The sequence below is a fragment of the Pseudoduganella sp. R-43 genome (assembly GCF_049913255.1).
In the GTDB taxonomy this organism is placed as follows: Bacteria; Pseudomonadota; Gammaproteobacteria; order Burkholderiales; family Burkholderiaceae_D; genus Rugamonas.
The window spans coordinates 1,609,689-1,635,484 of the sequence record NZ_CP183988.1 but is presented as its reverse complement, the minus strand read 5'-3'; the positions used below and the strand labels follow the sequence as shown (position 1 = coordinate 1,635,484).

Below are 25,796 nucleotides of genomic sequence, written 5' to 3'. Positions count from 1 at the left end.
CTATCCGCGCAGCATGACGGCGCGCTCGCCGCGCCGCGCTTTCCGCTGCAGCTGCACCAGGCCGTACAGCAAGGCTTCCGGCGTCGGCGGGCAGCCGGGCACGTAGACGTCGACCGGCACGATACGGTCGCAGCCGCGCACCACGGAATACGAATAGTGGTAATAGCCGCCGCCATTGGCGCAGGAACCCATCGACACCACATAGCGCGGTTCGGCCATCTGATCGTATACCTTGCGCATGGCGCGCGCCATCTTGTTGGTCAGGGTGCCAGCGACGATCATCAGGTCGGCCTGGCGCGGCGAAGGCCGCGGGCACATGCCGAAACGGTCCATGTCGTAGCGCGCTGACGCGGCTTCCATCATTTCCACCGCACAGCAGGCCAGGCCGAAGCTCAGGTACCACAGGCTGTTGGTGCGGACCGTTTCCATCAGCGCGTCCAGCGAAGTGAGCACGTAACCGTCGCGCTCCAGAGTAGCTTCCAGTTCCATTTCATTCCCCTTTCGTAGCGTCGCCACGATACCGGGGAAGGAGGGAAAAATATTGTACGGAGGCGACATGCGCCGCGGCTGTCAGTCCCCGCGCGTGACGATGGCGCGCGAAGCCTCGTCATAACGCATCAGGCGCATGGTCCCGCTGGCGTCGGCAGCCGCTTCCAGCAGCGCCTTGGGCGCCATGCCGGTGTACTGGATGAAATCACGCACCATATGGGCCTGGTCATGATAACCGCAGTCGACGGCGAGCCGGGTCAGGCCGCCGTGCCGCGGCGGCGCGGCGATCATGCTCGACAAGGCACGGATATAGCGCAGCATGCGCTTGCCATCGCGCAGGCTCTGGCCGTAGCTGGCCATCACGCGACGCTCCAGCTGGCGCACGCTGATGCCGACACGGGTGGCGATTTCGTCGGCAGGCAGGGCCATCAGCAGCGGCGGCAAGGTGAATGGTTGCGCGCCGCGCCTGAAGCCGGCTTCGCGCACTGCCAGCCGCCGCGTCAGCCAATCAGCCATCAGGGCAACCCAGCCGGCGCTGTCGCCGCCGGCGCGCAGCCCCTCCTCCAGCGCGCAAGTGCCGCTCCAGTCGGGCGCGGCATCGGCCAGCAGCACCACGGCGTCGCGCAGTTCGCCGGGAGGCACGTCCAGCAGGCGGCCCAGCTGGCCCACGTCGATCACCGCGCTGATGAAGGTGGTGCCGGGCTCCCAGACCGCCGGCGTATGCGCAGACATCGGCCCGGTGATGAAGGGGGCGGTCTGCAGCCGCTCGCGCCCGTCCACGCCGCTGAAGCGCGAGCCGCCGCGGACGAAGAAGGTAATCATGGGGCAGGGAGAGGCCGGCACCAGCACCGCGCCCGGGCTGTTTCTTTCGACATGAAAATAGCGCACCACCCCCGCCAGCTGCGGCGGCGGAACCAGGGCCAGGCGCATCGGCGCCAGAATTGCATCCACGTCACGCATGGCCAGCATTATAGGGGGCTTCGCCCAGGCGTGCTGGCCGCGGCGACGACGCGGCCGGGGCCAGCGCCATGTTAGAATCGTCCCCTTACTGACTCGTCATTACGACCCTTGGATACCGTTCCCTTGTGGGCGCAATTTGCCGTCCTCGCCTTCCTGATCCTCGCCTCGGCCTTCTTTGCCATGGCCGAAACTGCCCTGATGGCGGCCAATCGCTTCCGCCTGCGCCACCAGGCCAAACGCGGCAGCCGCCGCGCCATCGCTACCCTGTGGCTGCTCGAACGCACCGAACAATTGCTGTCGCTGGTCCTGGTCGCCAACACCCTGATCAACGCCATGGCCATTGCCCTCGCCACGGCCATCGCCATTACCCAGTTCGGGCTGGAGCAGCACGTGATCCTGCTGTCGACCGTGATCGTGGTGTTCATCCTGATCGTGCTGGCCGAAATCTCGCCCAAGATCGTCGGCGCCCGCTATGCCGACCAGATCGTGCTGCCTGCTTCGCTGGTGCTGCGCCCGCTGCTGTCGGTCTCCAAGCCATTGCTGTGGTTCGTGCACCTGTTCGTCAATACCTGGCTGCGCCTGTTCCGCATCAAGCCCACTGGCCAGATCCAGGAAGGCAATCTGTCACCGGACGAGTTGCGTTCGGTGCTGCTGGAAAACGGCAGCTTCATCCCGAAAAAGCACAAGAGCATCCTGCTCAACCTGTTCGACCTCGACACCATCTCAGTGGAGGACATCATGACCCCGCGCGCCCACATCGAGGCGCTGGACCTGGCCATGCCGGTGGACGACATCAAGTCCCAGCTCACCACCTGTTTCCACAACAAGCTGCCGGTCTATGACGGCGAGATCAACCGGATCGTCGGCATCCTGCACGTGCGCAAGGCCATCGCCCTGCTGAACGAGCAGGACGAACTGACGGTCGAACATTTCCGCAAGCTGCTATCCGAACCCTTCTTCGTCCCGCAGGACACGCCGGCCTTCGCCGCCCTGCAGAACTTCCAGGAGAACAAGGAGCGCCTGGCCATCGTGGTCGACGAGTACGGCGAGGTGCAGGGCCTGGTCACGCTGGACGACATCATCGAGGAAATGATCGGCGAATTCACCACCTCCACCCCAAGCGCAGCGCGGGCCGACAGCTTCGGCTGGGACGAGCACGGCGAATGCCTGCTGGAGGGCAGCACGGCATTACGTGACATTAACAAGCGTCTGGGTTTAAACTTTCCGCTTGATGGGCCCAAGACGTTGAACGGCATGCTGTTAGAAGTATTGCAAGACATTCCCGATGCCCCCATTTCCATCAAAGTGGTCGATTGCATCGTGGAAGTGGTGCAAGCACAAGACCAGGCCATTAAAGTAGTGAAATTGCGACGTCCGGAGTTCCGCCAGGCAGAGTGAACCGTGCGGACCTTTACAAAAATGATGCCTACAGGCATCATCCGGAGACTCACTCTTTATTAATATTCTGATAGTGCGCTCCTATGGCAGCAGTCCAACCCACCTCGGCGTCTGGTTCCCCTATGTCGGGACTGGCCCGGGCCCTGATGCAAGCGGGGCGTCTTACCCCGCCGCAAGCGGACGCGCTGAACAAGAAGGCTATTGCCGAAAAGTCAACGTTTATTGATGTACTGCTGGCTGGCGGTACCATCAACGCGCGCGACTTGGCCGCCTTCTGTGCCGAAACGTTTGCCTACCCGCTGCTCGACCTGAGCGCCATCAACCCCGAAATCCTGCCGCCCAAGGCCATCGATACCCGCCTGATGGCAACCCAGCGCGTGATTCCGCTGGCCAAGCGCGGCAACAAGATGTCGGTGGCGCTGTCCGACCCGACCAATATCCAGGCCCTGGACCAGATCAAGTTCCAGGCCGAATCGACCGTGGAACCGGTCATTGTGCAGCACGACGTGCTGCTCAAGCTGCTGGAAACCCTGACCAAGAGCTCGACCCAGACCGTCCTCGAGATGACGGGCGACGACGCCGAAATCGAGTTCGCCGAAGAGGAAAGCGCGTCCCAGGCGCAGGGCGCTGGTGCCGACGCCGAGGTGGAAGACGCGCCGATCGTGCGTTTCCTGAACAAGATGCTGATGGATGCGGTCAATATGGGCGCGTCCGACTTGCACTTCGAGCCTTATGAGAAGTTTTACCGCATCCGTTTCCGGGTCGATGGCAACCTGATCGAACACGCCCAGCCGCCGACCTCGATCAAGGACAAGCTGGTGTCCCGCATCAAGGTGCTGTCCAAGCTCGACATCTCGGAAAAGCGCGTGCCGCAGGATGGCCGCATGCGCCTGATCGTGTCGTCCACCAAGACCATCGACCTGCGCGTGTCGACCTTGCCGACCCTGTTCGGCGAAAAGACCGTGATGCGTATCCTGGATGCGACCCAGGCCCAGATGGGCATCGATTCGCTCGGCTACGACCCGGACCAGAAGGAGATCCTGCTGGACGCCGTGCACCGCCCTTACGGCATGGTGCTGGTGACCGGCCCGACCGGCTCGGGCAAGACGGTGTCGCTGTACACCTGCCTGAACATCCTGAACAAGCCCGGCATCAATATCTCGACCGCCGAAGACCCGGCCGAGATCAACCTGCCCGGCGTCAACCAGGTCAACGTCAACGACCGGGCCGGCCTGACCTTCCCGGTGGCGCTGAAAGCTTTCCTGCGCCAGGATCCCGACATCATCATGGTCGGCGAGATCCGTGACCTGGAAACGGCCGACATCGCGATCAAGGCTGCGCAGACCGGCCACATGGTGTTCTCCACCCTGCACACCAATGACGCGCCGTCGACCCTGACGCGCTTGATGAACATGGGCGTCGCGCCCTTCAATATTGCCTCCTCGGTCATCCTGATCACGGCGCAGCGCCTGGCGCGCCGCCTGTGCACCTGCAAGAAGCCGATCGACATCGCTCCGGAGCTGCTGCTGAAAGCGGGCTTCAAGGATGAGGACCTGGATGGCAGCTGGAAACCTTACGGCCCGGTGGGCTGTGAGCGCTGCAACGGCTCGGGCTATAAAGGCCGGGTCGGTATCTACCAGATCATGCCGATCACGCCCGCGATCGAAGCATTGATCCTGGCACACGGCAACGCGATGCAGATCGCGGCGCAATCGGAATCAGAAGGCGTCAAGTCCCTGCGTCAATCGGGCCTGGTCAAGGTCAAGAACGGACTGACCAGCCTGGAAGAAGTGCTGGGCTGCACCAACGAATAGGAAATAGGATATGGCTACTGCGGGCACCGCGAAAGAACAGATATTCACCTGGGAAGGCAAGGACAAGACCGGCAAGACCGTGCGCGGAGAAATGCGCGCCGGTGGCGAAGCCGTGGTCAACGTGACCCTGCGCCGCCAGGGCATCATGGCCACCAAGATCAAGAAAAAGGTCTACCGGACAGGCAAGAAGGTCACCGAAAAGGACCTGACCCTGTTTACGCGCCAGCTTGCGACCATGATGAAGGCCGGCGTGCCGCTGCTGCAGGCCTTCGACATCGTCGGCAAGGGACACTCCAATCCTTCGGTATCGAAACTGGTGCTGGATCTGCGTGCCGACATCGAGACCGGTACCAGCTTGAACATGGCGTTCCGCAAGTACCCACTGTACTTCGATCCGCTGTTCTGCAACCTGGTGGCAGCCGGCGAACAGGCAGGTATCCTGGAAGACCTGCTGACCCGCCTGGCCATCTACAAGGAAAAGACGCTGGCCATCAAGGCCAAGATCAAGTCGGCCCTGACCTATCCGATCGCCGTGCTGGCAGTGGCCTTCATCGTGACCTCCGTGATCATGATCTGGGTGGTGCCGGCCTTCAAGGAAGTGTTCAGCAGCTTCGGCGCCGACCTGCCGGCGCCGACCCTGTTCGTGATGACGATCTCGGATTACTTCGTCAAGTACTGGTACATCATCTTCGGCAGCCTGTTTGCCGGGCTGTATTTCTTCTTCCAGAGCTGGCGCCGTTCGGCAAAGATGCAGGCCACGATGGACCGCCTGCTGCTGAAGGTTCCCGTGTTCGGCGAAGTGATCCGCAAGGCAACTGTAGCCCGCTGGACCCGCACCTTGTCGACCATGTTCGCCGCCGGCGTGCCGCTGGTGGAATCGCTGGATTCGGTGGGCGGCGCTGCCGGCAACAACGTCTACCTGGAAGCGACCAAGAAGATCCAGACCGAAGTCAGCACCGGTACCAGCCTGACCGTGGCCATGCAAAATGCCGACGTGTTCCCGACCATGGTGACCCAGATGGTGGCCATCGGTGAAGAATCCGGTGCGCTCGATGCGATGCTGGGCAAGGTGGCCGACTTCTACGAAGATGAAGTGGACGAGGCGGTCGCCCAGCTGTCGAGCCTGATGGAGCCGATGATCATGGTGGTCCTGGGCGTGGTGATCGGCGGCCTGGTGGTTGCGATGTACATGCCAATCTTCAAACTCGGCTCGGTGGTGTAAGCAGCATGCAAGACGTATTCATGCTGTTCTCGCCGCCAGCAACGCTGGCCGCCGCCCTGGTGGCCGGCATCCTTGGCCTGCTGGTCGGCAGTTTCCTGAACGTGGTGATCCACCGCGTGCCGGTCATGATGCAGCGCGAGGCCGACAAGTTCTGCGCCAGCGAGCGCAATGAACCGGAGCCGCATCCGGAACGCTACAACCTGGTGGTGCCGCGTTCGGCCTGCCCGCATTGCGGCCACCAGATCACGGCGCTGGAAAACATCCCGATCATCAGCTGGCTGGTGCTGCGCGGTCAATGCAGCTCCTGCAAGGCGCCGATTTCGGCGCGCTATCCAGCGATCGAGGCCCTGAGCGCCCTGCTGTCGGCCGGCCTGGTGTGGCACTTCGGCTTCGGCTGGACCGGCATGGCCACCCTGGTCTTCGGCTGGCTGCTGATCGCGATGACCTTCATCGACTTCGACACCCAGCTGCTGCCGGACGACCTGACCTATCCGCTGCTGTGGCTTGGCCTGCTGGTCAATGTGAAGGGCATGTTCGTGCCCCTGCAGGATGCCGTGCTGGGCGCAGCCGCCGGTTATATGGCGCTGTGGTCCGTGTACTGGCTGTTCAAGCTGGTGCGCGGCAAGGAAGGCATGGGCTACGGCGACTTCAAGCTGCTGGCCGCGCTGGGTGCCTGGATGGGCTGGCAGATGCTGCCGGCGATTATCCTGCTGTCCTCGGTGGTCGGCGCACTGGTCGGCATCGGCATCATCATCGCCTCGCGCATGGGCTTCGACCACAAGATCCCGTTCGGCCCCTACCTGGCCGGCGCCGGCCTGGCGGCATTGTTCTTCGGCCAGCAGATCACCCCCATCCTGTACGGCCCCGCCCTGACATGACGGCGCGCTTCGTGGTCGGCCTGACAGGCGGCATAGGCAGCGGAAAAAGCCTGGTTGCCAATATGTTTGCCGACCGCGGCGCCAGCATCGTCGACACCGACCAGATTGCCCACACCCTGACCGGGCCCAATGGCGCCGCCATGCCCGACATCCTGGCCGAATTCGGCTCCCACATGGCCGACAGCCGCGGCGCCATGGACCGCGCAAAAATGCGCGAGCTCGTGTTCCGCGAACCGCCAGCCAAGCGCCGGCTGGAAGCCATCCTCCACCCCATGATCCGCGACGCCACCCTGGCCGCGGCTGCCGATGCCAGCGGCGACTACGTGATTCTGGCCATTCCCCTGCTGGTCGAATCCGGCGCCTGGAAGCAGCGCGTCGACCGCGTGCTGGTGATCGACTGCCCGGAAGAAGTCCAGGTGGCGCGCGTGATGGCGCGCAATGGCCTGGCCGAAGACCAGGTGCGGGCCATCATGGCCACCCAGGTACCGCGCGCGGTACGGCTGGCAGCGGCCGACGATGTCATAGACAATGGCGGCAGGATCGAAGCTTTAACCCCTCAAGTAGACCGTTTGCATGGTTTTTATCAGCAATATTTGTAATTTTGCTTCGCATAGTTCAGAATCACGAGATTATTAATAGGTCTTCGACACGAGGGATGCTTTGATCGTTTACGAATATCCTTTCAATGAGCGCATCCGCACCTTGCTGCGCCTGGAGGATCTATACGAGAAGTTCAAGTTCTTCGTGCATCAGGAACACCCGATGCAGCACCACGTCGCTTTGGCCACCATCTTCGACATGCTCGAAGTGGCCGGGCGCGCCGACCTGAAATCCGATCTGCTGCAAGAACTCGAGCGCCAGCGCCAGAGCTTGCTGGGCTACCGCTCCAACCCGAACGTCCAGGCCGAAATGCTGGACGCCATCCTCACCGAACTCGACAGTGTTTCAAGCGCCCTGGTCGCCTCGCAAGGCAAGACCGGCCAGAACGTGCGCGACAATGAATGGCTGATGAGCATCCGCGGCCGCACCATCATCCCGGGCGGCGCCTGCGAATTCGACCTGCCTTCCTATTACGCCTGGCAAAAGCAGCCGGCCGAGAAGCGCTTCAACGACATCGTCACCTGGTTCAACCCGCTGGCGCCGCTGTTCGACGCGCTGGCCCTGGTGCTGCGCCTGCTGCGCGACTCCGGCGCCCCGGTGAAAATGATCGCCAGTGCCGGCAGTTACCAGCAGATGCTGCAAGGCAAGGTCTACCAGATGCTGCGCCTGTCGGTCGACGAAGCGCTGGGCGCGATTCCCGAGATCTCGGCCAACAAATACATGCTGTGGGTGCGCTTTACTTCCCAGGGCGGCGACCTGAAACCCAAGCCGCTGGAAGAAGATGTACCATTCGAGCTCACCCTCTGTAATTTCTAAGCACCATGCCTACTGTCGTTGAATGCCCCACCTGCCATGCCAAGGTAGAGTGGACGGAAGCCAATAAATACCGCCCCTTCTGCAGCGAGCGCTGCAAGATGATCGACCTTGGCGCCTGGGCCGAGGAAAAATACACCATCCCCGGCGCCGCCCCCACCGATCCGCTCGACGAAGAATCAAAATGAAAGTCGGGGTCAGGTCTGGCAATCCGCCAAAATGGCGGATTGCCAGACCTGACCCCGACTTTTAATACCGTACTTTGTCTAACCACTCCAGCAATGGAATCGTGGCGGGCAGCAGCGGTTCGACGCCTACCGTTCCCTGCCAGGCGAAGGCCTGGCCTTCCAGGCTTTGCGGCTCGCCGCTCCATTCGCGGCTGATGAAGAAATGCAGCCGCACGTGGGCGTGCGGGTAGACGTGCTCGACGCCGCACCATTCTTCCGCACTCTGGATATGGATGCCCAGCTCCTCAACAAATTCGCGCTTGAGCGCTTCCAGGATGGTCTCGCCCGGGTCGACCTTCCCGCCCGGGAATTCCCAGTAGCCGGCGTAGGGCTTGCCTTCAGGGCGCTGTCCAAGCAGGACGTCGCCATTGGGCTGCATCAGGATGCCGACTGCGACATCGATCGGGCGCGCAGTCATTTCAATCTCCCTGCGTAATCGCGTGCAAACTGCCAGGCCACGCGGCCGGAGCGCGAACCGCGCTGCAACGCCCATTGCAGGGCCTCGGCGCGGGCGTCGGCGATCTGCGGCACGCTGCAGCCGAAGGCGGCCAGCCAGTGCGCCACGATGCCCAGGTAGTCGTCCTGCTTGAACGGGTAGAAGGACAGCCAGAGGCCGAAGCGCTCGGACAGCGAAATCTTTTCTTCCACCGTTTCGCCCGGATGCAGGTCGCCATCATCGTCATGCGTGTAGGTGGCATTGTCGGACATACGCTCGGGCATCAGGTGGCGCCGGTTGGAGGTGGCGTAAATCAGCACGTTGTCGATCACGGCCGACACCGAGCCATCCAGCGCCACCTTCAGCGCCTTGTAACCGCTCTCCCCTTCCTCGAACGACAGGTCGTCGCAGAACACCACGAAGCGCTCCGGGCGGCCTGCTACCAGGTCCATGATGTCGGGCAGGTCGTGCAGGTCGGCCTTGTCGACTTCGATCAGGCGCAGGCCTTGCGGCGCGAACGCCGCCAGGCACGCCTTGATCAGCGAAGACTTGCCGGTGCCGCGCGCGCCGGTCAGCAATACGTTGTTGGCGGGCTTGCCCTCCACGAACTGGCGCGTGTTCTGTTCGATCTGCGCCTTCTGGCGGCCAATGTGCTGCAAGTCGTCAAAGGCGATTTTCGCAGGGCGCGGCACAGGCTGGAGAAAGCCGGTGTGGCCCCGCTTGCGCCAGCGGAAGGCGGTGGAGGCCAGCCAGTCCGGCGCTGCGGCGGCAGGCGGCATGATGGCTTCCACGCGCGCCAGCAATGCCTCGGCGCGCTTGAGGAATTGGTCGAGTTGGTGCGACATCCGCTCAGGAACGGTAGTCGGCGTTGATCGACACGTAGTCGTGTGACAGGTCGCAGGTATAGACCGTGGAAGCGGCGGTGCCGCGCGCCAGCTTCACACGCACGGTGATCTCGCTTTGCTTCATCACGCGCTGGCCGTCTTCTTCCTTGTAGTCCGGGTTGCGGCCGCCGTCCTTGGCCACCCATACGTCATCCAGGTAGAGGTTGATCTTGCTGACATCCAGGTCGTCCACGCCGGCGTAGCCGATGGCGGCCAGGATGCGGCCCAGGTTAGGGTCGGACGCGAAGAAGGCTGTCTTCACCAGCGGCGAGTGGCCGATCGAGTAGGCGATCTTGCGGCATTCGGCGGTGTCCTTGCCGTCTTCCACGGTGATGGTCATGAACTTGGTGGCGCCTTCGCCGTCGCGCACGATCGCTTGCGCCAGGAATACCGACAGTTCGGTGACGGCAGCGGCCAGCGCCTTGTATTCAGGCGAATCGACGGAGTCCACCACCAGGGTGCCGGCGCCGGTGGCAACCAGCATGAAGGAGTCATTGGTCGAGGTGTCGCCGTCGATGGTGATGCAGTTGAAGGACTTGTCGGCCGCTTCCTTGACCAGCACGTCCAGCACCGGCTGCGATACCTTGGCGTCGAAGGCCAGGTAGCCCAGCATGGTGGCCATGTTCGGCTTGATCATGCCCGCGCCTTTGGAAATGCCGGTCATGGTGACCTTGTGGCCGGCGACATCGACCGTGCGCGAACCGGCCTTGGGCTGGGTGTCGGTGGTCATGATCGCTTCGGCGGCGTTGAACCAGTTGTCCAGCTTGAGGTTCTGGATGGCTTTCGGCAGGCCTGCCACGATTTTTTCGACTGGCAGCGGCTCCAGGATCACGCCGGTGGAAAACGGCAGGATCTGCTGCGCATCGCAGCCCAGTTCCTTGGCCAGCGCCGCGCAGGTGGTGCGCGCGTTGGCCAGGCCCGATTCGCCGGTGCCGGCGTTGGCATTGCCGGTATTGATCATCAGGGCGCGGATCGGCTTGCCGCCGGCTTTCACGGCCGCCAGGTTTTCCTTGGAAATCTGCACAGGCGCGGCGCAGAAGCGGTTCAGCGTGAATACGCCGGACACGGTGGCGCCATCGGCCAGCTTCAGGACCAGCACGTCCTTGCGGCCCGGCTTCTTGATGCCAGCTTCGGCATAGCCAAGCTCGATACCGGCAACCGGCTTCAGGTCAGCGGCAACTGGGATAGGGGAATTGACGGCCATGTTTTCTTCTCAATCTTGATAGGGAACGAAGCTGTTATTTTAAACGCACGCGCATTTCAGTGCGCAGTGCAATAACGCCAATCAAAGAACTCAAAAACCCCACAGTTTCTAGAAGCTGCTCTCTATTTGTGCAGGTTCCAATTCAATTTGGTGCAATTTTAGTTTATTCTAGGAAACTGCCATAAACAAAATGGCACGACTTTGGTGCGCTGCACTATCAATAAAATAACATTCGATCGGATCACTTCATGAAGAAACAGCTTCTCGCCGCCGCCATGCTGGCTGCTACCAGCATGATGGCTCAGGCCGGTACCCTGGGCGACGGCAACCTGAGCATCAGTGGCTTTGGCACCCTGGGCGTGGCCAAGACCAACTCCGATGACGCAAAATTCGCACGCTACAACCAGGCTGCAGGCACCGGCGACTCCCCGCGCATCGGCCTGGACAGCAACCTGGGCCTGCAAGCCACCTACACCTTCAACGAGAGCCTGTCGGGCACCGTGCAGGTACTGACCCGCAAGAATACCAGCCAGCAGTTCACCACCGACCTGACCTGGGGCTTCCTGAAGTACAAGCTGAACGACGAGACCAACGTGCGCCTGGGCCGCGTGGTGCTGCCTGCCTTCCTGATCTCGGACTACCAGAACGTCGGCTACGCCAACACCATGATGCGCCCGCCGATCGAAATGTACGGCCAGGCTCCGATCGAAAACATGGACGGTGCTGACGTCAACTGGCAGCATGCCTTCGGCGACACCAACGTCACCGTGCAAGGCTTCGGCGGCGTGAGCCGCGGCAAGCTGTACATCCCGACCGGCGGCGGTTCGGTCGCCAAACACCAGTCGCCGGTGTTCGGCGCTGCAGTGACCGCCGAATACGGCCCGTTCACCGCCCGCCTGGCGCACGCCCGCGCCAAGATCGAAGTCAACAACCTGGCCCCGATCAACGCCCTGACCGACGGCCTGGCCGCGACCAAGGTGCCGGCCGCGGTCCAGCTCGCCGACGACCTGACCCTGCGTGGCGGCAAGAAGATGAGCTTCACCGAAATCGGCCTGACGATGGACTGGAAGAACATCGTGCTGCAAGCCGAGTACGCCCAGCGCCGCGCCCACGAGCCGGTCTACATCCCTGAGACCAACTCGGGCTACATCATGGCCGGCTACCGCTTCGGCAAAGTGCTGCCTTACTACGCCCATGCTTACTACAAGGGCCACGGTTCGTCCGTAACCGTGCCGACCGTGCCTGCCGCCCATCCGCTGGCTGCAACCTTCGGCGCCGTGCGCGGCCTGCTGGTGTCGCCTGAACAGAAATCCGACCTGGTCGGCATGCGTTGGGACTTCGCCAAGTCGCTGGCCCTGAAAGTGCAGATCGACCACGTCAAGCCACAAGTCAAAGGCGGCTCCCTGATCCTGCCTTCCGGCGTGCCAACTTACAGCAACAGCGTAAACGTCTATGCCGCCGGCATCGACTTCGTGTTCTAAGGAGCTACGGCCATGAAAAAAATCCTCTGCGCCCTCCTCGCCTCGGCACTGGCTGCCGCAGCCCTGCCTGCTTCGGCCGAAATCGTCGTGATCGTCAACAAGGACAATCCGGCCTCGCGCATGTTCTCGGAACAGGCGTCCCAGTTCTTCCTCGGCAAATCGGCCATGTTCACCCCGGTGGACCAGGCTGAAGGCTCCAAGATCCGCACCGACTTCTACCAGAAAGTCGCCGAAAAGGACCCTGCCCAGGTGAAAGCCATCTGGTCCAAGCTGGTATTTACCGGCAAGGCCACGCCACCGAAGGAATTCAAGTCCAACGCCGAGGTGAAAAAAGCCGTGGCGGACGATCCGAAAGCCATCGGCTACATCGACAAATCGGCTGTCGACGACAGCGTCAAGGTCATCCTGACCCTGCCATAAGCCGAAGCACCGTTACTGCGCCTGCTACGCGCCAACGCCGCCCCGCAACAGCCGGGCGGCGTTTTTTTTAAATTTCGGCAACTTTCACTAATGAAGGGATACAATGTCCCGATAATCAAAAATCAACAAAGCTGGGGGGCATAACTTGAAGCTTTCGCTGCGCGCGAAATTCCTGCTGCTGAGCGCTTTCGTCCAGGCCGTGGTGGTGGCCCTGTTGATCGGCAACAGCTTGCGCCTGATGACCAACGCCGTCAGCCGCAATGCCGACCGCGTTGCCCACGAATATGCCATCAACCTCAACCTCACGCTGACGCCCTATGCCAGCAGCGGCCACCTGGGCGAATTGCGCAGCTACTGGTCGGAAATGCTGTCCGACCCGCGCGACAGCTTCCTGCGCTATATCGTGATCCTTGATGCTTCCGGCGAAACGGTGCTGGAAGCGGGCGAGCGGCCAGACTTCATGCCGGAAGCGCTGCGCCAGGCCCAGTTGGGCGGCGGCGTGCGCACCTCTGTCGACGGCAACCTGCTGCACGCGCAAGCGCCGCTGCTGTTGAAGGATAACCAGGTGGGCATGCTGCACTTCGGCCTTTCCACCGTCGACCTTGTAACAGCGCGCGACGACGTGCTGCGCCAGGGCGGCCTGATCGCCCTGCTCGGTTTCGCACTGGCCCTGCTGTTGTTCTTCGCCATGACGCGCGGCGTCGGCAAACGCCTCGCTGCCCTGGCGCGCCACTCGGAACATCTGGCAGAAGGCCAGTTCAGCCAGTTGCCCGAGAGCGGCGGCGACGAACTGGAAGTGGTAACGCATTCGCTCAACCTCATGAGCGCCGCGCTGCGCGAACGCATCGCCCAGCTCGAAGAATCGCAGCGTCGCCTGCGCGAATCCGAAGAACGCTTCCGCACCCTGTTCGACATGACCCCGCTGCCGCTGTCGGTATCGGACCAGGAAGGCCGCATCATCGCCGCCAACCAGGCCCTGGCTCGCACCTTCGGCACGCCGCTGCACGAACTGATTGGCAGGCGTTCGGATGAAGTGACGTTCTGGGCCTCGCCCAACGAGCGCCAGCGCATCTGGAACGAGTACCGCCTGCATGGCGTGGTGCGCGGCGAGCTGGCCGATGTGATGCTGCCTGACGGCGGGCCGGGACAGGTGGCGATCTGGTCGTCCTCGCTGCTCCTGGACGGCAAGCACGCCATCATCTGGGCTTTGCTGGACCTGACGCAGGAGATGAAGGCCAAGCAGCAATTGCGCGAATTGAACGATGCACTGGAGTCGCGGGTGCGCGAACGCTCAGCCGCGCTGGAGCAGGCAAATCGCGACCTGTCGCATGCGCTGGAGACCTTGCAGCGCACCCAGCACGACCTGATCGCAGCTGAAAAGATGGCCTCCCTCGGCTCGCTTGTGGCGGGCATCGCGCATGAATTGAATACGCCGATCGGCAACAGCCTGCTGGCCTCCACCGCGCTGGACGACCGCGTGAAGGAATTCAAACTGTCGGTGGCTGACGGCTCGGTGCGGCGCTCTACGTTGAATCATCACCTGGAAGAGGTACAGCTTGCATGCGGCCTGATTTCCAGTTCGCTCGAGAAAGCAGCGTCCCTGATCGCTTCCTTCAAGCAGATTGCCGTGGACCAGACCAACGACCAGCGCCGCCGCTTCCGCCTGCAGGCAGTCGCGCTCGACACCGCCGCGACCTACATGCCGCGCCTGCGCCGCAGTGCAATCCAGATGGAAGTCGACGTGCCCCCGGAACTGGAACTCGATTCTTATCCGGGCAGCGTGTACCAGGTCTTCAACAACTTGATCAACAACGCCCTGATGCACGCCTTTGAAGGCCGCACCAGCGGCCACCTCCGACTATCCGCCCGTACTGTCGAAGACGGGCAGGTCGAAATCGTGTTTCGCGACGATGGCGCCGGCATGTCGGAAGAAGTCCAGCGCAAAGTCTTCGATCCATTCTTCACTACCAAAATGGGCAGTGGCGGCACCGGCCTTGGCATGAACATCGTCTACAACATCGTCACCGGCGTGATGGGCGGGCGCATCGGGATCGAGTCGGCCCCCGGCGAGGGAGCCACGGTTCGCATCTCGCTGCCGGCCAGCTCACCGCAAAGGGACTAGCGCGGCATGCCCAGCAAACCCTGTTCGCGAATGAAGCCAACCACTTCCTGCACGCCCTGCCCGCTGCGCAAATTGGTGAACACGAAAGGGCGTTCGCCCCGCTGCCGTGCGGCGTCACGCGCCATGATGTCCAGGTCTGCGCCTACGTGCGGCGCCAGGTCCGTCTTGTTGATGATCAGCAGGTCGGAGCGCGTGATGCCGGGCCCGCCCTTGCGCGGAATCTTTTCGCCGCCCGCCACATCGATGACATACAAGGTCAGGTCCGACAGCTCCGGACTGAAGGTCGCGGCAAGATTGTCGCCCCCGGATTCGACCAGGATCAAGTCGAGCGACGGGAAATCCGCCTGCAAGCGTGCAATCGCTTCCAGGTTGATCGAAGCGTCCTCGCGGATCGCGGTGTGCGGGCAGCCGCCCGTTTCCACGCCCATCAAGCGCTCCGGCGGCAGCGCCTGTGCGCGCAGCAGGATCTCCATGTCTTCGCGGGTGTAGATGTCATTGGTGATCACAGCCATGTCGTAATTGTCGCGCATCGCTTTGCACAGCATTTCGCACAGGGCGGTCTTGCCGGAGCCGACCGGGCCGCCGATGCCGACGCGCAGGGGATTGGATGCCATGGTAATTCCTTTATGAACGGTAAAGCCTGCCGTGCTGCACTTCGTGCCGCATCGACAGCAGGGAAAGCCCGGGCGCCCAGTTGGATATGTCCGCATCGTCCAGCGCTTGCGCAATACGGGCCGCTTCTTCGATCTCGGGTCGCAGCGACAGCAGCAGCCGCTGGCCAGCCACCTGCCCGAGCGGGATGGATTTGACGCACACCAGCACCTGGTTCTCGGCCCAGCCGAACAGCATGGCCAGCAGCGCCGCCTCGTGCGGCACGCTCAGCGCATGCACGGCCCGGGCCAGCGCGGCGAGATAGGCTTCCTCGCCTTCGGCGGCCGGCGCCAGCTCCAGTTCGGCCAGCAGGCGCGCCAGCGAAAAGCCCATCTGCACCGACTCCGCGCGCAGTTCCGCCGTGTCGCGCGAGGCCAGGCAGCGCTCGGCCCAGCACGCTGCAGCCGCCGCATCGCCTGCCGCGTGGGCGCGCAGCAGACGCCAGAACAGTGGCGCGTCCCAGCGCGCCAGCACTTCGTGCAGCATGCTGCTCATCCAGGCGCGCGCCGTGGCCGCATCGTGCACGCTGCCATCCTCCAGCGCCGCCTCCAGGCCTTGCGAATAGCTGTAGGCGCCAACCGGCAGCGCCGGGCTGGCGAATTGCAGCAGATGCAGCAGCGCCTTCGCTTCCATCCTCATGCGTCCGCAGGACGATGGATCTTCTGCCGCAACGGCACCGGGGCCAGCGGGTGGCCGTGCCCATGCCCGCCGGAATAGGCGCCGGCCTCCGGCTCGAAGGCCGCCAGGTCTTCCGTGACAATCGCACCCAGCCCGGCCAGCATATCGCGCAGCACGGGATCGACGCGGATGCGCAGGAAGCCGTCGCCCACCTCCACCTGGCTATGGCGGTTGCCAAGGTGGAAGGCGCAGCGCAGCAGACCGTGGGCATCGGCGGCGCGCACGGTGTACACCGGCTCCGCAGCCGCGTGCACGCGCGCCACGAAGCCGGTTTCACCGGTCAGCAGGTCGCCCTCGCGCAGCACCGTGCCGCGCGCAGTGAACAGGGCGATCTCTTCGCCCGACACCAGGCGCGCGCGCTGACGGCACTTCTCGCGCTGGTCGTAAGTCAGTACCAGCTCACCGTCGACGCGGTCGGCGGCGGCCAGTTTGGTGTGCAGGGTCTGCATGGTCTTCGCTTTCTCAGAACAGGAAATAGCGCTGCGCCATCGGCAGCACCGGCGCGGCTTCGCACACGAGCAACTGGCCGTCGGCGCGCACTTCATAGGTTTCGGGGTCGACCTCCATGTGCGGGGTCGCGCCGTTGTGGACCATATCGGCTTTGCGCAGCTGGCGGGTGGCGCGCACCGGCACCACGCGCTTGGCAAGTCCGAGGCGTTGCGCCACGCCCGCCTCGAACGCCGCCTGCGACACGAAAGTCAGCGACTTTTTCAAGCCGCCGCCAAAGGCGCCGAACATCGGGCGCATGTATACGGGCTGCGGCGTGGGAATCGAGGCGTTGGGATCGCCCATCTGGGCACAGGCGATCATGCCGCCTTTCAGCACCAGGGACGGCTTGACGCCGAAGAAGGCCGGCCGCCACAGCACCAGGTCGGCCAGCTTGCCCACTTCAAGCGAGCCAACTACATGCGAAATGCCATGGGCGATGGCAGGATTGATGGTGTACTTGGCCACGTAGCGCTTGACGCGCGTGTTGTCGTTGCGTCTGTCGTCGCCGGGCAGCGGGCCGCGCTGCACTTTCATCTTGTGCGCCGTCTGCCAGGTGCGCATGATGACTTCTCCCACCCGCCCCATGGCCTGCGAGTCGGACGACATCATCGAGATCGCCCCCAGGTCGTGCAGGATGTCTTCGGCCGCAATGGTTTCGCGGCGGATGCGCGATTCCGCAAATGCCACGTCTTCCGCGATGGCGGCGTCCAGGTGGTGGCACACCATCAGCATGTCCAGGTGCTCGTCCAGCGTGTTGACGGTGAATGGGCGGGTCGGGTTGGTGGACGAGGGCAGCACATTCGACTGGCCAACCGCCGCGATAATGTCCGGCGCATGGCCACCCCCCGCTCCTTCGGTATGGAAGGTGTGGATGGTACGGTCCTTGAACGCCGCCAGCGTCGCTTCCAGGAAGCCGCCCTCGTTCAGCGTGTCGGTATGGATGGCGACCTGCACGTCCATGCGGTCGGCCACCGACAGGCAATTGTCGATCGCCGCCGGTGTGCTGCCCCAGTCCTCATGCAGCTTCAAACCAATGGCGCCCGCCTCGACCTGCTCTTCCAGCGGGCGCGGCAGGCTTACATTGCCCTTGCCCAGGAAGCCCAGGTTCATGGGGAAGGCGTCTGCCGCCGCCAGCATGGCGTGGATGTGCCACGGGCCGGGCGTGCAGGTGGTGGCTGCCGTGCCGACGGCTGGCCCGGTGCCGCCGCCGATCATGGTGGTCACCCCCGACGCCAGCGCTTCTTCGATTTGTTGCGGGCAGATGAAATGGATGTGCGTGTCGACCCCGCCGGCGGTGACGATCATGCCTTCGCCCGCAATGATCTCGGTGGCGCCGCCGATGGCCATGGTGACGCCCGGCTGGATGTCCGGGTTGCCGGCCTTGCCGATGGCGGCGATCTGGCCGTCTTTCAGGCCGATATCGGCTTTCACGATGCCCCAGTGGTCGAGGATCACGGCATTGGTAATCACCGTGTCCATCACGTCCCGGTGCGGCAACTGGGATTGTCCCATGCCGTCGCGGATCACCTTGCCGCCCCCGAACTTCACTTCTTCGCCGGGAATGGCGTAGTCATGTTCGATCTCGATAAACAGTTCGGTGTCGGCCAGGCGGAGGCGGTCGCCCGTGGTCGGCCCGAACATTTCCGCATAGGCGCGGCGCGAAATCCGGGCCATTATCCCTCCCCGTCCAATGCGCCCATCACCAGGGCGTTGAAGCCGTACACGTGGCGCGTGCCGGCCAGCGCGACCAGCTGCACCGTGCGGCGCTGGCCGGGCTCGAAGCGCACGGCGGTGCCGGCGGCGATATCGAGCCGCATGCCGCGTGCCTGCGTGCGGTCGAACTGCAGGGCCGCGTTGACCTCGAAAAAATGGAAATGCGACCCGACCTGCACCGGCCGGTCGCCGCTATTGGCCACCACCAAGGTGCAGCCGGCGCGGCCGGCGTTGAGGGTGATGTCGCCTTCTTCAAGCAGGTATTCGCCAGGTATCATGCCGTCCTCAGACGATGGGGTGGTGGACGGTGACCAGCTTGGTCCCGTCGGGAAAGGTTGCTTCGACCTGGATGTCGGAGATCATTTCGGGCACGCCCTCCATCACCTCGTCGCGCGCCAGCACCTGGGCGCCCTCGGCCATCAGCTGGGCCACGGTCTTGCCGTCGCGCGCTCCCTCCAGGATGGCCGCGCTGATCAGGGCCACGGCTTCCGGGTAATTGAGCTTGAGGCCGCGCGCGCGGCGGCGTTCGGCCAGCAGCGCGGCGGTGAACAGCAGCAGTTTGTCTTTTTCGCGTGGAGAGAGATCCATATCAGGTATTCCATATCCGGAGTTCGGTTGCAGGGCGCTCCATCCAGTACGGGCGCATGGTTTGCCAGGCCAGCGCCATCAGCTTGCGCGCCTGTTCGGCATCGTGGCCCAGGTAGCGCAACACCAGCACGGATTTGAGCGCGCTCGCGCCCAGCGCCGGATCCAGCGCGCGCAACTGCGCAAGGAGCGCAGCGTCGGCGGCACGTCCCGCTGCCAGCAAGGTGGCGCAGACCGTCGCGCCACCCAGTACATGCGGACTTTGCATGGCGCTGCTGCCGCCGTGCAGCACGCCCTGGTCCCACCACAGCAGGCGTCCGGCCTGGCGCACCTCGAGGTGCTGGTGCACCGTGCCGCGCGCATAGCGCTCGCCGCTGGCGCTGCGGCCAAAGCACAGGACGTCGCAGCCAAGGTAGCGCGCGCCGGCGGCAAGGTCGACCTCGTGCGCCAGATGCGCATCCGTGGCATCGAAGAAGATGGTTTCCTGCGGCAGCCATTCCACGCGCGCATCCGGCCCAGCCACGATCCTGACCCGCTGCCTCGCCGGCTTGCCATTGGCGCGGTACCACTTGGCGGCGCCCGGCGTGGTCAGCAGGGCATGCGATCCGGCGCTGGCCGTGATGTCGATGGATAGCTCGTCACCGCCCGCAATGCCAGCCGGTGGATGCAGCAAGATGTTGTGGCAGACGGCTTCCCCTTCCGGATAGAGGGCTTTTTGCACGCGCAAGGGACCGCTGTGAGCGCGCTGCACCAGCCGCGTTGCAGCGCCAGCGCGCGCATAGCCCAGCGCCAGGCTGGCGCGCCACGACGCGGGAGAAAGGGCGGCAGCGGGAAGGTCCATGCGCATGACGGCCACCACTATCCGAGGGAGGCGTCGGTACGCGCAGCCGCGCGCAGCCGCGCCATGGCCACGGCCATCAGGAAGCTGCCGGCCAGCAATGCCACCAGTGCCGCACCGAGGGCCAGCTGCTTGCCATCGCTCCATGTGCCGATGGCCGGCGATGACAGCTTCAGCACGCCGAAACCCGCCACCAGGAAACTCAGGCCGGCCACCACCCAGCCCATGATGCGCGAGGCCAGCACTGCCGTCTCGCCGCTACGGCGCAGCAGGCGCGCAATCCAGACCCCATGCACGCCATCGGCCACCAGCATCCCCAGCGTAAACAGCACGCCCAGCAACAATGCATCCCGCCAGCCGCCGAACTCGGTGGCTGCCACGGCAAACAGGCTGGCCTGGCTGATGGTGTCGAACGACAAGGCGAACAAGGCGCCCACCAGTGCCACCCCGCCCGGTCCCGATGCGGCGGCCAGCCGTCCCAGGAAGCGGCCTTTCAAGCCCGCCGGCGCGACCATCTGCCCGCGAGGCGCGCCAAGCAGCGCCTGCACATTCAACAGTCCCAGGCCGATCAGGCAGGCGATCGAGACCCAGGCGCCGCACAGCTCAAGCCAGGCCGGCGGCTGCCAGTGCCCCGCCAGTGTGCTGAGCGCCACCGCGATGGCCATGACGACCGCGCCGTGGCCCAGGGAAAACCAGGCGCCACACTGGCGCGCCAGGCGTGGCCGTGCCGCCATGTTCCAGCGGGCCAGCCCGTCGATCGTCGCCAGGTGGTCAGCGTCGAAGCCGTGCCTCAAGCCAAGGCTGAGCACCAGCAAACAAAGTCCAATCAAATTGTCGGGAAGGGTATCGGCCATGCTCCTCAATAAGCAAGACGCATACCAGTTGAAACAGGGGTTCAGATGGGCATAGTAATTGCATTAATGCAGTAGCCAGCACGAATCCCGCAAACCCATGAACACGCCTGCACCAAACCTGGAAAGCCCACGCACCAAAACGGTTCAGCGCATCGTCAAGATCCGGCGCGACTACAACACCTGGGTTGCCAATGAAACCATCGAAGACTACGCGCTGCGCTTCACGCCACGCGCGTTTCGCAAATGGTCCATTTTTCGCGTCGCCAATACCGCCTTTGGTGCGATCGCCTTCCTGGTGCTGGAAGCGATCGGCGGCACGCTGGCCGTGCACTACGGCTTTATCAACGCCTTCTGGGCCATCCTGGCTGTCAGCCTGATCATCTTCCTGACCGGCCTGCCGATCAGCTATTACGCGGCGCGCCACGGGGTGGACATGGACTTGCTGACCCGCGGCGCCGGCTTTGGCTACATCGGCTCCACCATTTCATCGTTCATCTACGCTTCCTTTACCTTCATCCTGTTTGCGCTGGAAGCGGCCATCATGGCCTACGCGCTGGAACTGTATTTCGGCCTGCCCCTGTGGCTCGGCTACCTGGCCAGCGCCCTGGCGGTGGTCCCCTTGGTAACGCATGGCGTGACCCTGATCAGCCGCATCCAGATGGTGAGCCAGCCACTCTGGCTGCTGCTGATGGCGCTGCCCTTCGTCGCCATCGCTTGCAAGCGCCCAGACCTTCCCGGCCAATTGCTCCAGTTCTCCGGCAGCGATCCGGCCAATGCCCATTTCAACACCCTGGCCTTTGGCGCCGCCACCGCCGTTGGCGTGGCCCTGATCCCGCAGATCGGCGAACAGGTCGACTTCCTGCGCTTCATGCCGCCGCCCGGAAAGCAGCGTTTGCGCTGGCACCTTGGCGTGCTGGCCGCGGGACCTGGCTGGACCGTGGTCGGCGCCCTGAAAATGCTGGCCGGCGCCCTGCTCGCACTGCTCGCGCTGCAAGGCGGCGCCAGCCTGGCGCAGGCGGTCAACCCGACCCACATGTACCTGGCCGGGTTCAGCCTGGTCGGCGCAGGCCCGGTCCTGGCCTTGCTGGCCACGGTGGTGTTCGTGGTGGTGTCGCAGATCAAGATCAATATGACGAATGCCTATGCCGGTTCGCTGGCCTGGTCGAATTTCTTCGCGCGCCTGACCCACAGCCATCCCGGGCGCGTGGTGTGGGCCTGCTTCAATGCCTTGATTGCCGTGCTGCTGATGGAACTGAACGTGTTCCAGGCGCTGGACCAGGTGCTCGGCCTGTTCTCCAATATCGCCATCGCCTGGATCGCCGCCGTGGTGGCCGACCTGGTCATCAACAAGCCGCTCGGGCTGAGCCCGGCCGGCATCGAATTCCGCCGCGCCTACCTGTACGATATCAATCCGGTCGGCGTCGGCGCCATGCTGCTGGCCTCCCTGCTGTCAGTGGCCGCCTTCACCGGCCTGTTCGGCGCCACGGCCCGCGCCTTTTCAGCCTTCATCGCGCTCGCCACGGCCTTCGCCGCCGCGCCGGCCATTGCCTACCTCACCGGCGGCCGCTATTACCTTGCGCGCCAGGCGGCTGCGGCGCACAGCAATACCTGCAGCATTTGCGAGAAGGACTACGAAGCGGAAGACATGGCGCATTGCCCAGCCTACCAGGGGCCGATCTGCTCGCTCTGCTGCTGCCTCGACGCGCGCTGCGATGATGCATGCAAGCCGCACGCGCGCCTTGCCGTGCAATGGCAGGCAGCGATGCGTTGGCTGCTGCCCAGGTCGGCCTGGCCTTACCTGGTCAGCGGGCTGGGCTACTACCTGCTCCTCATGACCCTGACCCTGCTCTTCCTGGCTGGCCTGTTAGGACTGCTCTACCTGCATGAGGCAGCGGCCCTGGTGCAAGCCGGGCAGGCGCAGTTGCTGGCGCCACTGCGCCTGGCCTTCCTCAAGATCTTCGGCGCGCTGCTGCTGGTCAGCGCCATCGTCGCCTGGTGGCTGGTACTGAACCGCGAAGGGCGCCGCGTGGCGCAGGAAGAAGCGCAGCAGGCGCGGAAGCTGGCCGACCAGGCCAACCAGGCCAAGAGCCGCTACATCGCCGGCATCAGCCATGAGATCCGCACTCCCCTCAACAGCATCCTCGGCTATGCGCAACTGCTGCAGAACGACCCGGCCATGCCGCCGCACCGGCAGCAGGCCATCCGTGTCATCCGCGGCAGCGGCGAGCACCTGCTGTCACTGATCGAAGGCACGCTCGACATCGCCCGCATCGAAGGCGGCCGCCTGAGCGTCGACCTGCGACCGCTGGATTTCGCCACCTTCGTCGCGCAGCTGGTGCAGATGTTCGAACAGCAGGCCGCCAGCAAGGGGCTGGCCTTCCGTTACGAGGTGCAGGGCAGCCTGCCGGCGGTGGTGCGCGCGGACCGCAAGCGGCTCGGCCAGATCCTGATCAACATCCTCGGCAATGCGGTCAAGTTCACCAGCCAGGGCAGTATTGTCTTCCGACTGCGCTACCAGCGCGACATGGCGCATTTCGAAGTGGAGGACAGCGGCCCCGGCATCCTGGAGCACGAGCTGGAACGCATCTTCGAGCCCTTCGCGCGCGGCAGCGCCGGCGATGCCGCCAACTGCGGCGGCACCGGTCTCGGCCTGCCGATCAGTAAACTGCTGACGGAGCTGATGGGCGGCGAACTGACAGTACGCAGCGCGCCGGACACAGGCAGTGTCTTCAGCGTGCGCCTGCTGCTGCCACGCTTGCACGCCGAGGCGCCGGAGCCCGATACCGCCCCGCTCCAGCGCAACGGGTACGCCGGAGCTCGCCGCCGCATCCTGGTGGTCGACAATGACCGCAATGACCGCGAGCTGCTGGCGGACATATTGACGCCGCTCGGCTTCATCGTCGGTCAGGCCGCCTCTGGCCAGGAGTGCCTGCAAAGTTACGCCGGCTTCGCTCCCGACCTGATCCTGATGGACCTGGCCATGCCTGGCATGGACGGTTGGGAGGCCAGCCACCTGCTGCGCACCGAACACGCTTGTACGGTGCCGATCGGCATCGTCTCGGCCAATGCCTACGACAAGGGCTTGCCCAACCCGGCCGGCATTGGCGCCGACGATTTTTTCACCAAGCCGGTGCAACTGGCCGAACTGCTGGACTGGATCGGGCGCCGCTTGCAGCTGGACTGGCTGGCGCCGGAAACGGCAGCCGCCAGCGCCTCGCCGTCCGGCCGACCGCAGTTGCCCTCGCCCGCCCAGCTTGCTCCCTTGCGCGCCCAGGTCAAGGCCGGCTACATGCGCGGCATCAAGCAGCAGCTGGACGTCATCGCCGCGCTCGGCGAACCGTACCGGCATTTTGTCGACATCATGCGAGACCACGCGCAGCGCTTCGAACTGGAAGCGATGGCGCGCTTGCTCGAACAGGGAGCATCCCATGCCACAAACGATTGAGCGCCCACCAGGCCAACTGGTGCTGGTAGTTGACGATATGCCCGAAAACCTGGCCGTGCTGCACGACGCGCTGGATGAATCGGGGTATTCCGTCGTAGTCGCCAACAATGGCGCCACCGCACTGGAACAGGCCAATGCCTTGGTGCCCGACGTCGTGCTGCTGGATGCGGTCATGCCCGGCATGGACGGCTTCGAAGTCTGCCGCCGCCTGAAAGCGGACCTGCAGACCCGCGCCATCCCGGTGATCTTCATGACGGGGCTGACGGAGAGCGAACATGTGGTGGCGGCATTCCAGGCCGGCGGCAGCGACTATGTCACCAAGCCGGTGCGACAGAACGAGATGCTGGCGCGCATCCGCGCCCACACGCAGAATGCACGCCTGGTGAGCCAGGCCCGCAGCGCCCTCGACGCCTTCGGCCACGCCGTGCTGGCGGTCGATCCGGAAGAACGCATCATCTGGCAAACCCCGCTGGCGCGGCAATGGCTGGACATCTACTTCCCGGCCCAGGCGAAATCAACGCTGCCGCCGCAGGTATCGCCCTGGCTGCAACGCGCCGTGCGGGCACGCTCCGCCGGCGAGGAAGCGGCCGCACTGGTCATCGCCCAAGGCACGCGGCGCCTGATCTTCACGCTTGGCGAGGCGGACGAAGCGGTCCAGTGGAGCGTGGTGCTGCGGGAGGAGGCGGACGACGCCTTGGTGCAGTCGCTGATGGCCAGGCACCGCCTGACCCAGCGCGAAGCCGAAGTGCTGCACTGGGTCAGCAAGGGAAAGACCAACCGCGACATCGGCGACATCCTCGGCACCAGTCCCCGTACCGTCAACAAGCACCTGGAGCATGTGTTTGCGAAACTGGGCGTGGAGACGCGCACTGCCGCGGCCGCGCTGGCGGTGTCCTCTAGACCGACAGGTGGCGGGTAACGTCGTCGCTCGCCATCTGCGCCTGGCTGCCGGCCGCCACCACTTCGCCGCGCGACAGCACGACGAAATGGTCGGCCAGTGCGTGGGCGAAATCGAAGTACTGTTCGCAAAGGAGGATGGCGATGTCGCCGCGCTGGCGCAGCAGCCGGATCACGCGTTCGATATCCTTGATGATGGACGGCTGGATGCCTTCGGTCGGTTCATCCAGGATCAGCACCTGCGGCCGTTGCAGCATGGCGCGGGCAATGGCCAGCTGCTGTTGCTGGCCGCCGGACAGGTCTCCGCCCCGCCGCTGCAGCATTTCCTTCAGCACGGGAAACAGCTCGAAGACTTCACCGCTGATGTTCGCAGCCTCGCGCCGCGGCAGCCTGGCCATTCCCATGCGCAGGTTCTCCTCCACCGTCAGGCGTGCAAAGATTTCCCGGCCTTGCGGTACATAGGCAATGCCGGCCGCCGCGCGCGCATGGGGCGGCAGGCGCGTGATGTCGCGCCCGGCGAGTTGCACGGTGCCGCCAGCCACCGGCAGCACGCCCATCAGGCATTTCAGCAGCGTGGTCTTGCCCACGCCATTCCGGCCCAGCAGCGCCAGGCACTCCCCGCGCGCCACCTGCAGCGAGACGCCGCGCAAGGTATGGGAAGAGCCGTAATACTGGTTCAGGTTTTCGGCTTGCAGCAT

Annotated in this window: 26 protein-coding genes; 12 read left to right on the top strand and 14 right to left on the bottom strand. The window is 64.2% G+C overall.

Features of this window, described 5'->3' with window-relative positions; all coding sequences use genetic code 11:
- Nucleotides 1-489, bottom strand: coding sequence for a NuoB/complex I 20 kDa subunit family protein (locus ACN9M3_RS07685; protein WP_426169413.1), 489 nt, complete (start codon nt 487-489; stop codon nt 1-3).
- Between the two features lie 81 nt (nt 490-570).
- Nucleotides 571-1,458 (bottom strand): helix-turn-helix domain-containing protein, encoded by an 888-nt coding sequence (locus ACN9M3_RS07680; protein ID WP_426169411.1) that lies wholly within the window; start codon nt 1,456-1,458, stop codon nt 571-573.
- Between the two features lie 99 nt (nt 1,459-1,557).
- Between ACN9M3_RS07680 and ACN9M3_RS07675 the strand changes: the two genes are divergently transcribed.
- The 7 genes from ACN9M3_RS07675 (at nt 1,558) to yacG (ending at nt 8,362) form a co-directional block, all read left to right on the top strand.
- Nucleotides 1,558-2,847, top strand: a complete 1,290-nt coding sequence (locus ACN9M3_RS07675) for an HlyC/CorC family transporter (protein ID WP_426169409.1) — start codon at nt 1,558-1,560, stop codon at nt 2,845-2,847.
- 122 nt (nt 2,848-2,969) lie between these two features.
- Nucleotides 2,970-4,661 carry a type IV-A pilus assembly ATPase PilB gene (gene pilB / locus ACN9M3_RS07670; protein WP_426169406.1) on the top strand — a complete coding sequence of 564 codons (1,692 nt, stop codon included), beginning with the start codon at nt 2,970-2,972 and terminating at the stop codon, nt 4,659-4,661.
- 10 nt (nt 4,662-4,671) lie between these two features.
- Nucleotides 4,672-5,883, top strand: a complete 1,212-nt coding sequence (locus tag ACN9M3_RS07665) for a type II secretion system F family protein (protein ID WP_426321563.1) — start codon at nt 4,672-4,674, stop codon at nt 5,881-5,883.
- Between the two features lie 5 nt (nt 5,884-5,888).
- Nucleotides 5,889-6,761, top strand: a complete 873-nt coding sequence (locus tag ACN9M3_RS07660; RefSeq protein ID WP_426169402.1) for a prepilin peptidase — start codon at nt 5,889-5,891, stop codon at nt 6,759-6,761.
- Nucleotides 6,758-7,360, top strand: coding sequence for a dephospho-CoA kinase (gene coaE / locus ACN9M3_RS07655; RefSeq protein ID WP_426321561.1), 603 nt, complete (start codon nt 6,758-6,760; stop codon nt 7,358-7,360). The genes ACN9M3_RS07660 and coaE overlap by 4 nt, the downstream gene beginning before the upstream one ends.
- Before the next feature lie 61 nt (nt 7,361-7,421).
- Complete coding sequence (gene zapD, locus ACN9M3_RS07650) at nt 7,422-8,177, top strand: cell division protein ZapD (protein ID WP_426321559.1); 756 nt, start codon at nt 7,422-7,424, stop codon at nt 8,175-8,177.
- 5 nt (nt 8,178-8,182) lie between these two features.
- The gene (gene yacG, locus ACN9M3_RS07645; RefSeq protein ID WP_426169393.1) at nt 8,183-8,362 is read left to right on the top strand and encodes a DNA gyrase inhibitor YacG; all 180 of its coding nucleotides are present in this window, start codon (nt 8,183-8,185) and stop codon (nt 8,360-8,362) included.
- 61 nt (nt 8,363-8,423) lie between these two features.
- On the opposite strand, the gene mutT is transcribed toward yacG, so the two are convergent.
- The 3 genes from mutT to argJ are packed head-to-tail and all read right to left on the bottom strand — an operon-like array spanning nt 8,424 to nt 10,925.
- Complete coding sequence (gene mutT, locus ACN9M3_RS07640; RefSeq protein ID WP_426169391.1) at nt 8,424-8,819, bottom strand: 8-oxo-dGTP diphosphatase MutT; 396 nt, start codon at nt 8,817-8,819, stop codon at nt 8,424-8,426.
- Nucleotides 8,816-9,682, bottom strand: a complete 867-nt coding sequence (locus tag ACN9M3_RS07635; protein WP_426321556.1) for an ATP-binding protein — start codon at nt 9,680-9,682, stop codon at nt 8,816-8,818. The genes mutT and ACN9M3_RS07635 overlap by 4 nt, the downstream gene beginning before the upstream one ends.
- A 4-nt stretch (nt 9,683-9,686) precedes the next feature.
- Nucleotides 9,687-10,925 (bottom strand): bifunctional glutamate N-acetyltransferase/amino-acid acetyltransferase ArgJ, encoded by a 1,239-nt coding sequence (gene argJ, locus ACN9M3_RS07630; RefSeq protein ID WP_426169385.1) that lies wholly within the window; start codon nt 10,923-10,925, stop codon nt 9,687-9,689.
- A gap of 248 nt (nt 10,926-11,173) precedes the next feature.
- Between argJ and ACN9M3_RS07625 the strand changes: the two genes are divergently transcribed.
- The 3 genes from ACN9M3_RS07625 to ACN9M3_RS07615 all read left to right on the top strand — a co-directional run bounded on the left by ACN9M3_RS07625 (nt 11,174) and on the right by ACN9M3_RS07615 (nt 14,948).
- Nucleotides 11,174-12,406 (top strand): porin, encoded by a 1,233-nt coding sequence (locus ACN9M3_RS07625; RefSeq protein ID WP_426321554.1) that lies wholly within the window; start codon nt 11,174-11,176, stop codon nt 12,404-12,406.
- Between the two features lie 12 nt (nt 12,407-12,418).
- Entirely contained in the window at nt 12,419-12,826 is a 408-nt protein-coding gene (locus ACN9M3_RS07620) for a hypothetical protein (protein WP_426169381.1), read from the top strand.
- Between the two features lie 145 nt (nt 12,827-12,971).
- The gene (locus ACN9M3_RS07615) at nt 12,972-14,948 is read left to right on the top strand and encodes an ATP-binding protein (RefSeq protein WP_426321552.1); all 1,977 of its coding nucleotides are present in this window, start codon (nt 12,972-12,974) and stop codon (nt 14,946-14,948) included.
- Here ACN9M3_RS07615 and ureG read toward each other — a convergent pair.
- The 8 genes from ureG to ACN9M3_RS07575 are packed head-to-tail and all read right to left on the bottom strand — an operon-like array spanning nt 14,945 to nt 20,756.
- On the bottom strand, nt 14,945-15,562 hold the full coding sequence (gene ureG, locus ACN9M3_RS07610; RefSeq protein ID WP_426169375.1) for an urease accessory protein UreG: 618 nt from the start codon (nt 15,560-15,562) through the stop codon (nt 14,945-14,947). The genes ACN9M3_RS07615 and ureG overlap by 4 nt on opposite strands.
- A gap of 10 nt (nt 15,563-15,572) precedes the next feature.
- Nucleotides 15,573-16,232, bottom strand: a complete 660-nt coding sequence (locus tag ACN9M3_RS07605; protein WP_426323710.1) for an urease accessory protein UreF — start codon at nt 16,230-16,232, stop codon at nt 15,573-15,575.
- Between the two features lie 2 nt (nt 16,233-16,234).
- Nucleotides 16,235-16,726 carry an urease accessory protein UreE gene (gene ureE / locus ACN9M3_RS07600; RefSeq protein ID WP_426169373.1) on the bottom strand — a complete coding sequence of 164 codons (492 nt, stop codon included), beginning with the start codon at nt 16,724-16,726 and terminating at the stop codon, nt 16,235-16,237.
- Between the two features lie 13 nt (nt 16,727-16,739).
- The gene (ureC, locus tag ACN9M3_RS07595; protein WP_426321549.1) at nt 16,740-18,440 is read right to left on the bottom strand and encodes an urease subunit alpha; all 1,701 of its coding nucleotides are present in this window, start codon (nt 18,438-18,440) and stop codon (nt 16,740-16,742) included.
- Complete coding sequence (locus ACN9M3_RS07590; protein ID WP_426169368.1) at nt 18,440-18,757, bottom strand: urease subunit beta; 318 nt, start codon at nt 18,755-18,757, stop codon at nt 18,440-18,442. The genes ureC and ACN9M3_RS07590 overlap by 1 nt, the downstream gene beginning before the upstream one ends.
- Nucleotides 18,758-18,764: 7 nt before the next feature.
- A complete protein-coding gene (locus tag ACN9M3_RS07585) occupies nt 18,765-19,067 on the bottom strand; it encodes an urease subunit gamma (RefSeq protein ID WP_426169365.1) in 303 nt (100 codons plus the stop codon).
- Between the two features lies 1 nt (nt 19,068).
- A complete protein-coding gene (locus tag ACN9M3_RS07580; RefSeq protein ID WP_426169363.1) occupies nt 19,069-19,911 on the bottom strand; it encodes an urease accessory protein UreD in 843 nt (280 codons plus the stop codon).
- Between the two features lie 11 nt (nt 19,912-19,922).
- The gene (locus ACN9M3_RS07575) at nt 19,923-20,756 is read right to left on the bottom strand and encodes a nickel transporter (protein WP_426321546.1); all 834 of its coding nucleotides are present in this window, start codon (nt 20,754-20,756) and stop codon (nt 19,923-19,925) included.
- Between the two features lie 97 nt (nt 20,757-20,853).
- Here ACN9M3_RS07575 and ACN9M3_RS07570 point away from each other — a divergent pair, with 97 nt between their 5' ends.
- Both ACN9M3_RS07570 and ACN9M3_RS07565 read left to right on the top strand, forming a co-directional pair.
- Nucleotides 20,854-24,201, top strand: a complete 3,348-nt coding sequence (locus ACN9M3_RS07570; protein ID WP_426321544.1) for a hybrid sensor histidine kinase/response regulator — start codon at nt 20,854-20,856, stop codon at nt 24,199-24,201.
- The gene (locus tag ACN9M3_RS07565; protein WP_426169356.1) at nt 24,185-25,120 is read left to right on the top strand and encodes a response regulator; all 936 of its coding nucleotides are present in this window, start codon (nt 24,185-24,187) and stop codon (nt 25,118-25,120) included. Before ACN9M3_RS07570 ends, ACN9M3_RS07565 begins: the two co-directional genes overlap by 17 nt.
- On the opposite strand, the gene urtE is transcribed toward ACN9M3_RS07565, so the two are convergent.
- Nucleotides 25,098-25,796: an urea ABC transporter ATP-binding subunit UrtE gene (urtE, locus tag ACN9M3_RS07560; protein ID WP_426323708.1), complete on the bottom strand. Its 699-nt coding sequence runs from the start codon at nt 25,794-25,796 to the stop codon at nt 25,098-25,100. The genes ACN9M3_RS07565 and urtE overlap by 23 nt on opposite strands.

Bases quoted from the DNA above. Each gene is read 5' to 3' on its own strand.
- ACN9M3_RS07575 (WP_426321546.1), bottom strand. From the start codon at position 20,756: ATGGCCGATACCCTTCCCGACAATTTGATTGGACTTTGTTTGCTGGTG.
- ACN9M3_RS07570 (WP_426321544.1), top strand. From the start codon at position 20,854: ATGAACACGCCTGCACCAAACCTGGAAAGCCCACGCACCAAAACGGTT.
- ACN9M3_RS07685 (WP_426169413.1), bottom strand. From the start codon at position 489: ATGGAACTGGAAGCTACTCTGGAGCGCGACGGTTACGTGCTCACTTCG.
- ureC (WP_426321549.1), bottom strand. From the start codon at position 18,440: ATGGCCCGGATTTCGCGCCGCGCCTATGCGGAAATGTTCGGGCCGACC.
- ACN9M3_RS07585 (WP_426169365.1), bottom strand. From the start codon at position 19,067: ATGGATCTCTCTCCACGCGAAAAAGACAAACTGCTGCTGTTCACCGCC.
- ureG (WP_426169375.1), bottom strand. From the start codon at position 15,562: ATGGCATCCAATCCCCTGCGCGTCGGCATCGGCGGCCCGGTCGGCTCC.
- urtE (WP_426323708.1), bottom strand. From the start codon at position 25,796: ATGCTGCAAGCCGAAAACCTGAACCAGTATTACGGCTCTTCCCATACC.
- ureE (WP_426169373.1), bottom strand. From the start codon at position 16,726: ATGCAGACCCTGCACACCAAACTGGCCGCCGCCGACCGCGTCGACGGT.
- pilB (WP_426169406.1), top strand. From the start codon at position 2,970: ATGTCGGGACTGGCCCGGGCCCTGATGCAAGCGGGGCGTCTTACCCCG.
- ACN9M3_RS07660 (WP_426169402.1), top strand. From the start codon at position 5,889: ATGCAAGACGTATTCATGCTGTTCTCGCCGCCAGCAACGCTGGCCGCC.
- coaE (WP_426321561.1), top strand. From the start codon at position 6,758: ATGACGGCGCGCTTCGTGGTCGGCCTGACAGGCGGCATAGGCAGCGGA.
- ACN9M3_RS07635 (WP_426321556.1), bottom strand. From the start codon at position 9,682: ATGTCGCACCAACTCGACCAATTCCTCAAGCGCGCCGAGGCATTGCTG.
- ACN9M3_RS07625 (WP_426321554.1), top strand. From the start codon at position 11,174: ATGAAGAAACAGCTTCTCGCCGCCGCCATGCTGGCTGCTACCAGCATG.
- ACN9M3_RS07680 (WP_426169411.1), bottom strand. From the start codon at position 1,458: ATGCTGGCCATGCGTGACGTGGATGCAATTCTGGCGCCGATGCGCCTG.
- ACN9M3_RS07580 (WP_426169363.1), bottom strand. From the start codon at position 19,911: ATGCGCATGGACCTTCCCGCTGCCGCCCTTTCTCCCGCGTCGTGGCGC.
- ACN9M3_RS07620 (WP_426169381.1), top strand. From the start codon at position 12,419: ATGAAAAAAATCCTCTGCGCCCTCCTCGCCTCGGCACTGGCTGCCGCA.
- ACN9M3_RS07665 (WP_426321563.1), top strand. From the start codon at position 4,672: ATGGCTACTGCGGGCACCGCGAAAGAACAGATATTCACCTGGGAAGGC.
- ACN9M3_RS07590 (WP_426169368.1), bottom strand. From the start codon at position 18,757: ATGATACCTGGCGAATACCTGCTTGAAGAAGGCGACATCACCCTCAAC.
- yacG (WP_426169393.1), top strand. From the start codon at position 8,183: ATGCCTACTGTCGTTGAATGCCCCACCTGCCATGCCAAGGTAGAGTGG.
- mutT (WP_426169391.1), bottom strand. From the start codon at position 8,819: ATGACTGCGCGCCCGATCGATGTCGCAGTCGGCATCCTGATGCAGCCC.
- argJ (WP_426169385.1), bottom strand. From the start codon at position 10,925: ATGGCCGTCAATTCCCCTATCCCAGTTGCCGCTGACCTGAAGCCGGTT.
- ACN9M3_RS07605 (WP_426323710.1), bottom strand. From the start codon at position 16,232: ATGGAAGCGAAGGCGCTGCTGCATCTGCTGCAATTCGCCAGCCCGGCG.
- ACN9M3_RS07565 (WP_426169356.1), top strand. From the start codon at position 24,185: ATGCCACAAACGATTGAGCGCCCACCAGGCCAACTGGTGCTGGTAGTT.